This window comes from Vibrio nigripulchritudo ATCC 27043 (assembly GCF_000222685.1).
Lineage (GTDB): Bacteria > Pseudomonadota > Gammaproteobacteria > Enterobacterales > Vibrionaceae > Vibrio > Vibrio nigripulchritudo.
On sequence record NZ_AFWJ01000002.1, the window covers coordinates 79467 to 90306 of the forward strand.

A 10840-nucleotide genomic window follows, 5' to 3' on the forward strand; every position below is an offset into this window, starting at 1 on the left:
GTTTGAGAAAGGGGCTTAGCCCCTTTTTAATCATCACACACTTCGGTGGAAAGTATCGTAGTGTCTACATTGTGATGTTTCGCGGAGTGCAAAACTTGGTAGCCATTTCGTAGATACAAACCAACATTGTGGCTTTCGCACTGAAGATATAGGGTCTTGATACCCAAACGTTTCGCGTGTTGCTTGGCGTTTTCCAACATTATCGACGCTATGCCAAACCCTCTAAAATCTACGTGGACATAGATTCCGCCCAGCCAGTGCTCATATTCCGGGTAGTCTCTGTTTTCTCTGAGTTTTATTTCCGTGACACCCACTAGCTGTTGTTCCAGTTTGGCGATCATCATTAACGGCAGATCGAATTTTTGGTGAGCGTTTTGCTGGATAGAGCGGAAAAGTTTGTCTTCGGTAAGATCCGGAGACAGCCTTGACCATTCATTGAAGTACCAATGCGCTATTGTTTTCGCGTGTTCCGGTTCATCGGCAAGAAAATGCATCTTAATGTTAGCTGTTTGGCATCGCTTGATGGTGGCAAGGCAGTGATCCAACACTTCGCCCAAATGGTCGGCAGACTTAAATATTAATGCTGGAGAAGGGTGGGAATGAAAACCTGAAAGCCAGATAGGGTGCATGCCCGCATCTGTTGCACCCTGAATGTCGTTAACTGGATGATCGCCAACATAGATGCACTCTCCCGGTTTGAAACCTGCTGCTTTCGCGGTTTCAATAAAAATTTTGGGGTCTGGCTTGTTCGATTGCGCGACTTCAGAACTCACTATTTGATCAAAGCTAGTTGCAAATGACGTTGCTCTCGCGGTGCGTTGTCGGCTCCATTCTTCACCATTAGAGATGATCCCTAAATGCATGCCTGCGGATTTTAAGGTGGAAATCAGATCAGAAGCACCATCCATTTCAACCGCACATTCAGGGATGTGGTCTATCCAAAATTGTTCGATTTCTTCCGAGCTTGGGGTTTTACGCCATTCCAAAATGGCAGGGAGCTCTGCACCAAGTGCTTTGTAGATTCGGTCATATTTTGAATCCGCTGGGAGGTAGCCACCATTATCAATATCTTTGATCGATGCAGCTATGTACTCCACGTTCGGGTTCTTCAGTCGCGTAGAAAAATGACGGACAAACTCGTGACTAAACTTGTCGATACTGGCGTTACGATCGACCAGTGTGTTATCTAAATCGAAGTAAACCGCTTTTATCATTTTATATCTACGCCTCTCTGAGCCTTAGCGCTTTTTCAGTAAAGCGACGTTCTCTAACCATTGCTCAGCGGTATTGAGCCATATGGATGTTGCTTCGTTAAAGGATTCGAGCTTTTCGATGCACATATCGGCAGTTTTGATTTGCTCAGATTTTAACGAGTAAATGGAAGAGATGGAGTTAATGGTACTAGGTATCGCTCCGATAGGACTTATACCCATGGCAAGGTTAAAGTGGTTATAGTCGCGTGCCTGCCGTAGTTTCTATCTTCACTTTTTCTTGTCTCGTCTTGAAGAGTTCTAATGAGCTGAATATATTGATCATTAATCGTGTGTTCCAATCTAGAAACATTGCCTTTATCGAAGCTTTCCTTAAGTGAAGTTACCATAATTTCTATGCTTATCGCGCTTTCTAAAAAGTGCTGCTGATTCGGGTTATGGCGTTCTGACTGCGCGTATTCGTTATTTGAAGCTATTTTATTTTCAATCTCTTTATAGTGTTGGTCGTATTTGCTGCGCTCAAGTTTTTGCACTACATCAAGAAAGCGTTTAACTTCAGGGAGCGTACACTCCATTTCCAACAACTTGTCAATGCATTCGATGGATTGATCAATAGCGGTAAGTATTAAACCTGATAAGGTCTCACTCTTTGTATTGGCAAGGTCTTGTTCAAGGCTTTCGATTTTTGATTCCATTAGTTGGACGAGCACTTATTATCCTCAGCATTGCGGTTTTGTGGTCTACGTTTGGAGGGCAATATGGCATTAAACTCATATTGATATCAAGAATCTAAATACGATTGTTAGGTATAGGCTTAGTAATACATTTCTGAATGACTAAAAAACACCCCAAAGTCAGTGCCTAGTTAGCGCTGAATATGATGTCCCCATAATATGTTTCCGCTTTTGATTTGCTGTTATCGGTGTCTGTCATAATGGCAACGACGTCGATGTAACGATAAGCCCTTTCATTGGCTCGTTCACTGCCTTTGTCACCGAGATAAGTGATCAAGTCTTGATAAACATTACGTTTTTCACTGTACCAGGTTTGCGTCTGAGCATCTTCACCACGAACTGCCACCATACAAACGTTTGAGCCAACATAAGCATTGTCCCAGAAGGTTCCTGCTTGCTGAGAGCCAGACCAAACGTAGTTCAGAGAACGTGTTCTCCAAGCCATCAGCCCGCCGTCGATCACAACGTAAATACGCGCGGCGTAGTCATCGCCTTCTTTGCTTTGCTCATCCAGTTTTGGCAATGCTTCGGATACTTGCCATTTCCAGTTCAGGAAAGGGGTCTGGAGTAAATCTACTCTTTTATTCAGAAACAGACCTGAAGCCGTGCCGTTGCTGGTTGCCTTCAATACTGAAACTCCATCAAGCACTGCGGGTTCATAATTTGTGAACCCTTTAAACGACTCCTGTTTCCATTCAGAGGCATCGCCATCTTCTAATACTTTGAGAATCTCACTGGCATTTGAAGATGCGACGGCGAAGCCAATAGAAAGGAGTAAGACCGCAGTTTTCAAATAGCGTTTAAAGTGACGTGTGGTGAAATGACAGAACATAAGTGGGGTCTTGTTACTGGTTAAACTTACGGACGGTGAATCCATCGCCATTTGATACGTTCAGATTAACAACTACGGGTTTGCCGCCATAACCGTGAATGTTGCACTTAGCCCGCACGGCGACTTTTGAGACAGATTCAGGAATTTTGATTCCACACTTACTGCGGGTAAAAGGCTGCTCGTTGTCGTGAGGGTGGGCAAGCGTTCGGGTACCAAGCACTTTTCCGTCCAAATCGATCACCTGCCATTCATCGGCGTAATGATCCCAGCCCTGATCGTTGTGTCGGACAGTAGTATGGAAACACCAGCTTCCATTTTCATTCTGAACCGCTTTCACTTTTTCAACCTGTGCAAAATCTAAAGATTCAGAATAGTTTTCTATGCTCGATGCGGTTGCGGTGCTTGCAAAAAGTACGGCAGAACAAGCGAGTATCATGAAGCCTTTCATAGTGATTCCTGTGTGTCTGGCAGCTCAAAGATTGTGTCCATCCATAAAGACCGCCAACGTTGCGTTTTTACTTCAGCGGACAGTAAATGAGGTGATGCATGTGTGACCTTGATTCGCGTTTTAAGATCAGGTGACAACGCAGATATGTTGAGTGCTCCCTTTGTTTTGCCTTCAAAATCGTAGGTTACAGCGACCAAAGAGTCACATTGCTGACATACCCAGAATCGCGCCAAACCTGCACCTTGAGACTGGGATTTCAGGTTGGAAGCGGAAATGAATAGAGTGCCTGCTGGATCAGACAAATAAGCGGCACCAAGAGGAACACAGAAATCGCATTGGCATGCTCTGGCTTCGTAACTTTCAATAGGTTTAGGTAACCTTGCAAGAAGGCGGTTTGAACCGCATTCACATGAACCTGTATATTCCATCCCGTTTTTCGTACCCGCTACTAGAGAACCAAGGCTTTAATATATAGGTTAGCTGAACGTAGCGGTGAGACAGAATAGATTGTTTTCTGGCTTATCGATGTAAGGGTTAACCAAACAGGGTCGACCAGATGCTTGGCTTTTTCTTATCGTGGTACTCTTTTCTTAGGTCATCGATTTCGCGCAAAATAGTTTTTGCTCCGTCCAGATCCCCTTCATCCAGCTTGGTTTCAATACGCTCTACCGCATTGGTGAGTTTGCTGAACCCACTCTGGTAGAGTTCTTCACGTTCTGGTGGGTAGCTGCCATTCGCGGACAAAATAACGAGTTGCTCAAATTCTTCGATGGGTGCTCTCATGCCTTCAATAGTTGTCGCTTCTGCTGCCTGATTAAAAGCTAGCTTCATTTGCTTCATATTGGCAGAGAGATCGATTTTGGCGAGGGCGCTGAATGCCAGTAGAGAGGTGAGTAAAACGACGGTTGTCTTCATTGCTTATCCTTATGTTTTGAGAGGATTCTAGCGGAAGTTGTCGCCAATTTCTTGCTGAATTTTGAATGTTTTTGGCGTAAAAAAGCCGGACGAATCCGGCTTAGATTTAAAAGTGTATTCGATGTGAGGTCGGTTTACTTGCCGCTAGCGTAGTATAAACGCTCAAGGAACTGATCAATGTGCTCACGTTTTGTTGCTGGGTTCATGAATACTGCTTTTTCACCCGGAATGTAAGAATAGATACCACGACCCACATAGTTGGAACGGGAAATGAACTCTACCCAGTTGGTGTACAAACCAAACTTACCACGGTTGTTGAAGATATGGCGGTGATACTCGGTGTTGCGTTCCATTCGGGCTTTGATGGTTTCGTTGTCGGTACTATGGCGCTCAATTTCAAACTCTTCTTCTGCAAATTTTACGAAATCGCGGTTGTACAAGCGGAAGGTTACACTTGGTCCCTGATTTTCTGGCACCACGACTTTACATGCAGAGTCCTGCATTAACTGGTGGCGCATGTAGTTTGCATTCTGAAGGCTGTGTGCAATCAGAGTCTGGTAGCCCTCAAGACCCATATATTTCAGAGCAGAGTAAGCGCCAAACAGACCTGTCGCACCACGAGAACATTCAATGGTCGACTGAAGGTGCGTGTCTTCCTGAAGATCGTTTTCGAAGTAAGAGAAGTTCTTCGGATCGTTTTTCAATGCTTCCATATCCTGCTTGTTTTTGATCATCACAAGGCTGGACGTGTATGGAACATAACCCCACTTCTGGAAATCGACGGTGAATGAGTCAGCGTACTTCAGCTCACGCAGGCGTGCCGTTACGCTTTCGATCCCTCTTAGGGTCGCTTCGTTAATACCAATTGGGTTACCGGCGAAGTCGTAGTCGATAAAGAACATCATCGACCAGCCAACAGCGGCGTCAACGTGAATGTGTGGCTTAACCTGAATGCCGTATTCTTCACACAGGCGCTCGCGCAGATCGTAAACCGGCTTCACCTGATCGATGGCGAAGGTATCCGTCGTACCCATGGTCAGCATGATGGTTGGTACAACCGTGTTCACGTCAAAGCACGCGCGCATGCTGCGCTCCAGATCCACTAAGTCTATCTCGTGGCTTTCTGTCACTTTAATACGGATTGTTTTCTTAGTGATGTCGACACCCAGCAACGACAGGTTTGTCATGTTGGAGTAGTGGCCACCCTGCGAGTTAAGAATTCGGTAATCCTGTGAAGAATCCAGACCTTTGAAGATGGCTTCAGGCAGAGACTTACGAATACCCAGAAGGTAACCATAAAGGTTACAGAAAGTACCGCCCTGAGTGAAAAGACCGGTAGACTCGTTCTGGTCGTAACCGACCACGTTAGCGATCTGGCGAACCACATTCTTTTCAAGCTGCTCCGCCATCCCTGCGTATTCGCTGTACACAAGGTTAGGGTTTGCCAGCGTTCCCATCATTGCACCATAGATGGCTGGGTCAGAAGGCATTGTGATCACGTTTTCTACCGAGGAAGGGTTTTCCCAGTCTTTTGATAACGCCGCAGCAAATGCCAGTACGTCTTCCGGTTGACCTGTTGGTTTCATTCGCTTCGCGGGCATGTGGTTTTGAGACAGCAAAGCTTCGTGAAGATCATTGCTGTTTGTGAAGGCATTCATGCGCTCGTGAGGGTGTAGGTGTTTGGCACGGAACTGGTTCAAAGCCGCAAAGCCAGGATCTTTGTAGATAGGCCAGAGGTTTTCATCACGCGAAAAGAAATCGCGAAAAACCTCGTTATAAAGCTTATCGAACTCAGAAGTTGTCTGGTTAGCCTGCTGATTTTTCAGTAAAGAAATGTCCATGATTTTTTCTCTATTTTATAGATATACAGGGTCTATTGACCTTTTGTTACATTAAAAAGGGCATCAATCCTGATGCCCTTTTTGTTTATTGCACTTTAAATTGTGCGACCAGTTTCTCGAGCTGAGAATTGGAATTTGAAAGTGATTGAGTTACGTTGACCGTATCGCGACCGCTGTTGACCAGCGATTCAACAATGTCCCGTATCGCCAGCATATTGCGCGAGATCTCTTCTGATACGGCGCTTTGCTCTTCCGTTGCGGTAGCAATCTGGCTGCTGATGTCATCAATTTGGTTTACCGAGTTAGACACCACGTCCAGGCTGCCGGAAACTTCAGATGTTTTCTCAGCTGTGATCTGACAACGAGATTTGGTGTTCTCCATTGCGTTAACGACTTTTTCTGTTCCATCGAGCAGGCGCGTCAGCATGTCGGAAATTTCGGTTGTGCTGTTTTGGGTGCGCGCAGCAAGGGCACGAACTTCGTCTGCCACCACGGCAAACCCACGACCTTGTTCTCCGGCACGTGCCGCTTCAATTGCAGCGTTCAGCGCCAACAGGTTGGTCTGTTCAGAAATGTCACCGATAACGGAAAGAACAGCGCTGATCTGGTTTGCGTCTGTATTCATCACCTGAATACGCTCTGCCATCTCTTCCACTTCATCCACCAGTGAACGAACTGTCTCAACGGCATTATTTACAATGCCTTTCGAGTTGTGTGCTTCAACGCTGGTGGCTTCTGTTACCTGAGAGGACTGCTGAACACTTTCGGCAACCGAGCGTGCGCTTTCACTCATTTCAGTAATGGAAGTCACAACCTGTTCCGTTTCAGAAGAATGCGAAAGCAGCATTTGTTCATTCTGGCTGGCAGAAGAGGTCAGGGTGCGAATGTCTTTTGAAATCTGAACACTGGAGTCAGCGATATCGCCAATCATGCGTTGCAGGTTAGAAACGAACTTATTAAAGCCCTCTGAAATCTGACCCAAATCGTCATTTTGCTCGACTTTGAGGCGTGCAGTTAAGTCGCCATTACCGTTAGACAGGTCAAGCACTGCGGCTTTTAGCTTGTCGAGCGGGCGGAATAGCTGGCTGATGACAACGAAAATAATCACGGTAGAAACAGCAAGCAAAAGGAAACCAACCAGAATGGATTCTTTAATCGCACTGTTCACTTCGGTTAGCGCTGTGTTTCGATCAACGAAAACCATCAGCGTCCAGTAGTTCTCGCTGTCAATTCTGATGCGCTGGAAGTAACCATCAAAATCAATACCAAGATAAGGGAAGTGCACCAGACCACTCTGACCAGAGCGGAAACCATTCTCAATCACTTGGAAGCTCGGGCTCACCTGAGAAGGTGTTTTACCGATGTCAGTTGGGTCATCACTGGCAAAGAATTTGTGATTGCGGTCGGAAAGGGTAGCAGCACCGCCAGCGAAGCGCATGGAGCCAACTTGCTCAACGATGTGATCAAGGCGAACGTCGCCAATCAACACCGCAATCAGTTCACCGTTTTGGTAAACCGGAGCAGAGATACTGATCACTTGCTTCTTGGTCACGATATCCTGATAGATATCGCTGGTGATGGTTCTGCCTTTCTGAGCGGTTTCTGTAAACCAAGGACGAGTAAGGTATCGGTCTGTTTCTTCTTTGATACCGCCGTCGTCAGACATGTAGTTACGACCGTCTTTGTACGCTATCATTACCGCCGAGATTTTAGAGGTTTCTGTAAGAAGAAGTACTCGGTCAATATTTTCCTGATCGCTCAGTTCATTGGTGAAGTGGAGAGCACCTTGATGGATGGTCCGAATTTTGGACTCCATGTCGACTTCAATTTCTTTTACATGGCTATTGAGCTTTTGTTGAGTAATGGACTGAAGCCCGGTAGTCATTTCTTTTTTGAGGTTGATGATGCTTATAGTTGCCAACACTGACAGAGAAACCGCAACCAGCAAGACAACGCTAATGTTTATTCGCGTTTTAAAACCTAATCGCATAATTATCCTCATACGCTAGTAAGTGAACTGGGTTTTGTTGACCGAATTGTCAAAGTGATTTGAACAAATGTTTCGACAAACTCTGATTAACTTAGAGTTATGTTTTATTGTTTTAATTTATTCCGAATTAATATCCGGCGGATTATGCCATAGTAATAAAACTATCGAGGAGCGGTTTCTATGCAGTGGTGTGCGCAAATGTGATATTCATCACGCTAAATATGAGCTTATTTCATAAGATTCAGAAGTGAGAACTTTACTACCAGTATAAACAGGATTTTATGCTGGTTTCTGAAATAAATATTTACAGGATTTGTAACGGAAAGAAGGGGCTTAACGCCCCCAAAATATGTTTAGGAAGCGTTGACGTGTAACCCATTTGCATAGAACAAATGTGCATCCTCTGCTCGGCAGCCAAGTGTGAGAGTTTGATACTTGCTAACTTCCTGATCCCCTGGGGAATGTACTGTAAACCCATCAACGCCTAAAGCCTGACCAAAAAGATAAGTGCTGTTACCCAGGCGCTCAACCACCTCACTGTCGAACTGGAAACTTATGGCACTTTCTTCGCCAATAAGCAGATGCTCTGGTCGAATTCCAAAAGTCAGTTTATCGCCTGGCTTAGCGGTAATTTCTCCGTCATATGGTAACGATATAATGGAATCGTCAGGTGTTTTTAGTGTGAGAGTTTGAGCTGAAAGTGAAATAAACTCTGTCGGAACGAAGTTCATCTTAGGAGAACCGATGAACCCTGCAACAAATTCATTTTTCGGATGGTGATAAAGCTCCAGTGGCGTACCAACCTGTTCGACGTTTCCTGCTCTGAGCACCACGATCTTGTCTGCCAGTGTCATCGCTTCCACCTGATCGTGAGTCACGTACACCATGGTGTTTTGCAACTCCTGATGTAACTTAGCGATTTGCAAACGCATTTCGACCCGCAGTTCGGCGTCAAGATTGGACAGAGGTTCATCAAATAGAAAGACTTTAGGGTTTCTGACAATGGCGCGACCAATTGCCACCCTCTGCCTTTGACCACCTGAAAGCTCCTTAGGTTTACGCTTAAGAAGCGGTTCCAACTGAAGCGTTTTCGCCGCAATCGAAACTTGCTTTTCTATCTTCTCTTTGGGATGCCCGGTCATTTTGAGCCCAAAGCCCATGTTTTCTTCTACTGTCATATGCGGGTAAAGCGCGTAAGACTGAAATACCATGGCAACGCCACGCTCGGCAGGGTCAACTTCGTTTACGACTTCGTTCTCTATTTCTATTGTGCCACCTGAAATCTCTTCCAGACCCGCAATCAACCGAAGCAGTGTCGACTTACCGCAACCTGATGGACCAACAAAAACGACGAACTCTCCGTTGTTGATCTCCAGATCCACACCGTGAATTGTCCGGATGTCACCATATTCTTTGATGACGTTTTGTAACGTGATGTCTGCCATTTTGGACTCCCGAGCACAAGCAGTAGTAGTAACTGAAATTTAAAATACGTGAACACGCAAACATTGTTAGTGACTTGTTAATAATAGTTGATCGTGATCAACTTAAAATGCACCAATTGAGTGATTTTTGTGGAAACGTTTACACTTTGAGTTTTATACTGTGCAAAATTTCTTCAACGATCCTATATTGAACGTAGATGCAAAGAGAATAGAAGTGTTTTTGCTCAACTGAGTGCCCCATCTTGATGCAGGGATTTGAGTAAAAAGTAACAGGGAATGCATAAAAATGGAACAATCTGTGAAAACGATATACCCAGGAAATCGGATGCCTTCTGCCAGAAAGAAGCGTTCGACCATGCGACAGCTTACGCCTTGGTTTTTCCTCTTTCCCGCCATGGTCATATTTGTGGTTTACGTTATTTACCCAATCATCGACAGTATCTGGCTGAGCTTTTATCAGTGGGACGGGCTAGGGGATAAAACTTGGGTCGGGCTTGATAATTACGTCGAGCTGTTTGAATCAGATGCGTTTTACACATCGCTCAAAAATAACTTTCTCTGGCTGGTGTTTTTCATGATTGCACCACCAGCGGGGCTGGCTATCGCTCTTTTCCTCAACCAACAGGTGAAAGGGATTCGGGTTGTGAAGTCGCTCTTCTTTTTCCCGTTTGTTATTTCTCAGGTTGTGGTTGGATTGGTGTTCGCCTGGTTTTATGACCCGACTTTCGGATTGTTCAACATTGCGTTAAACGGATTAGGGCTTGAACCGATCGCCATCCTTTCGAACGAAAAGTACGTTACTTACGGAATTATCGCAGCTGGGCTATGGCCGCAAATCTCCTATTGCATGATTTTGTACCTGACAGGGCTGAACAATCTGGACCCGGAACAAATAGAAGCCGCGCGCCTTGATGGTGCAAAGAAATGGCGCATGCTCTGGTATGTGGTGTTGCCTCAACTTCGACCTGCCACTTTTATTGCCATCGTGGTTACCGTTATTGGTGCACTTCGATCTTTCGACTTGGTTGCAACCATGACGGCGGGTGGACCTTGGGGCAGTTCGTCAGTGCTGGCGTATCAAATGTATGAAGAATCCATTTTCAATTACCGAATGGGCTTTGGTGCCGCAGTGTCGGTGGTTCTGTTTCTCATTATGGATGTGTACATCGCTTACTTCTTGTGGCGTATGTTGAGGAGTGAAAAATAATGTATCCGCAACCGATTCAAAAGGCAGGACGCCTGACCAATATCAGCTACCGCGTTGCGCTGCCTATTTCTATCCTGATGTGGCTGCTGCCACTGATAGCGGTGATGATGACCTCGATTCGCTCGATAGAAGACATCAACAAAGGTAACTATTGGGGTATACCCAGCGATATTCAGTTTTTCGAAAACTACTCTCAGGTGTTTACCTCTACCCCTAT

General features: G+C 45.4%; 11 protein-coding genes and 1 pseudogene. 2 read left to right on the forward strand and 10 right to left on the reverse strand.

Translation table 11 applies throughout. From position 1 onward, the window contains the following. Positions 1 to 26 precede the first annotated feature (26 nt). The 10 genes from RH89_RS28555 to RH89_RS01415 all read right to left on the reverse strand — a co-directional run bounded on the left by RH89_RS28555 (position 27) and on the right by RH89_RS01415 (position 9416). Entirely contained in the window at positions 27 to 1214 is a 1188-nt protein-coding gene (locus tag RH89_RS28555; RefSeq protein WP_004398120.1) for an HAD-IA family hydrolase, read from the reverse strand. A 24-nt stretch (positions 1215 to 1238) separates the two neighbouring features. Next, positions 1239 to 1433: a hypothetical protein gene (locus tag RH89_RS01375; RefSeq protein ID WP_004398121.1), complete on the reverse strand. Its 195-nt coding sequence runs from the start codon at positions 1431 to 1433 to the stop codon at positions 1239 to 1241. Next, positions 1424 to 1921: a hypothetical protein gene (locus tag RH89_RS01380; RefSeq protein WP_139063207.1), complete on the reverse strand. Its 498-nt coding sequence runs from the start codon at positions 1919 to 1921 to the stop codon at positions 1424 to 1426. The genes RH89_RS01375 and RH89_RS01380 overlap by 10 nt, the downstream gene beginning before the upstream one ends. Before the next feature lie 151 nt (positions 1922 to 2072). Then, positions 2073 to 2828: a DUF3047 domain-containing protein gene (locus tag RH89_RS01385; RefSeq protein ID WP_244410388.1), complete on the reverse strand. Its 756-nt coding sequence runs from the start codon at positions 2826 to 2828 to the stop codon at positions 2073 to 2075. Then, positions 2791 to 3225 carry a hypothetical protein gene (locus RH89_RS01390; RefSeq protein ID WP_004398125.1) on the reverse strand — a complete coding sequence of 145 codons (435 nt, stop codon included), beginning with the start codon at positions 3223 to 3225 and terminating at the stop codon, positions 2791 to 2793. Before RH89_RS01390 ends, RH89_RS01385 begins: the two co-directional genes overlap by 38 nt. Then, a complete protein-coding gene (locus RH89_RS01395; RefSeq protein WP_004398126.1) occupies positions 3222 to 3653 on the reverse strand; it encodes a hypothetical protein in 432 nt (143 codons plus the stop codon). The genes RH89_RS01390 and RH89_RS01395 overlap by 4 nt, the downstream gene beginning before the upstream one ends. Before the next feature lie 106 nt (positions 3654 to 3759). After that, positions 3760 to 4140: a cytochrome b562 gene (locus tag RH89_RS01400; protein WP_004398127.1), complete on the reverse strand. Its 381-nt coding sequence runs from the start codon at positions 4138 to 4140 to the stop codon at positions 3760 to 3762. Positions 4141 to 4274: 134 nt separating this feature from the next. Beyond that, entirely contained in the window at positions 4275 to 5981 is a 1707-nt protein-coding gene (locus tag RH89_RS01405) for a pyridoxal phosphate-dependent decarboxylase family protein (RefSeq protein WP_004398128.1), read from the reverse strand. A gap of 85 nt (positions 5982 to 6066) precedes the next feature. After that, complete coding sequence (locus RH89_RS01410) at positions 6067 to 7971, reverse strand: methyl-accepting chemotaxis protein (protein WP_004398129.1); 1905 nt, start codon at positions 7969 to 7971, stop codon at positions 6067 to 6069. Positions 7972 to 8324: 353 nt separating this feature from the next. Beyond that, complete coding sequence (locus tag RH89_RS01415) at positions 8325 to 9416, reverse strand: ABC transporter ATP-binding protein (RefSeq protein WP_004398130.1); 1092 nt, start codon at positions 9414 to 9416, stop codon at positions 8325 to 8327. Positions 9417 to 9702: 286 nt separating this feature from the next. Here RH89_RS01415 and RH89_RS01420 point away from each other — a divergent pair, with 286 nt between their 5' ends. After that, complete coding sequence (locus RH89_RS01420; protein WP_022561618.1) at positions 9703 to 10623, forward strand: carbohydrate ABC transporter permease; 921 nt, start codon at positions 9703 to 9705, stop codon at positions 10621 to 10623. Beyond that, positions 10623 to 10840, forward strand: a pseudogene (locus RH89_RS01425) (carbohydrate ABC transporter permease); the annotation flags it as partial. The gene RH89_RS01420 and the pseudogene RH89_RS01425, both read left to right, overlap by 1 nt.

Excerpts from the sequence above, each read along its gene's own strand:
- RH89_RS01375 (WP_004398121.1), bottom strand. The coding sequence starts at position 1,433 with ATGGGTATAAGTCCTATCGGAGCGATACCTAGTACCATTAACTCCATC.
- RH89_RS01415 (WP_004398130.1), bottom strand. The coding sequence starts at position 9,416 with ATGGCAGACATCACGTTACAAAACGTCATCAAAGAATATGGTGACATC.
- RH89_RS01400 (WP_004398127.1), bottom strand. The coding sequence starts at position 4,140 with ATGAAGACAACCGTCGTTTTACTCACCTCTCTACTGGCATTCAGCGCC.
- RH89_RS01385 (WP_244410388.1), bottom strand. The coding sequence starts at position 2,828 with ATGGCGATGGATTCACCGTCCGTAAGTTTAACCAGTAACAAGACCCCA.
- RH89_RS01420 (WP_022561618.1), top strand. The coding sequence starts at position 9,703 with ATGGAACAATCTGTGAAAACGATATACCCAGGAAATCGGATGCCTTCT.
- RH89_RS01390 (WP_004398125.1), bottom strand. The coding sequence starts at position 3,225 with ATGAAAGGCTTCATGATACTCGCTTGTTCTGCCGTACTTTTTGCAAGC.
- RH89_RS01405 (WP_004398128.1), bottom strand. The coding sequence starts at position 5,981 with ATGGACATTTCTTTACTGAAAAATCAGCAGGCTAACCAGACAACTTCT.
- RH89_RS28555 (WP_004398120.1), bottom strand. The coding sequence starts at position 1,214 with ATGATAAAAGCGGTTTACTTCGATTTAGATAACACACTGGTCGATCGT.
- RH89_RS01395 (WP_004398126.1), bottom strand. The coding sequence starts at position 3,653 with ATGGAATATACAGGTTCATGTGAATGCGGTTCAAACCGCCTTCTTGCA.
- RH89_RS01410 (WP_004398129.1), bottom strand. The coding sequence starts at position 7,971 with ATGCGATTAGGTTTTAAAACGCGAATAAACATTAGCGTTGTCTTGCTG.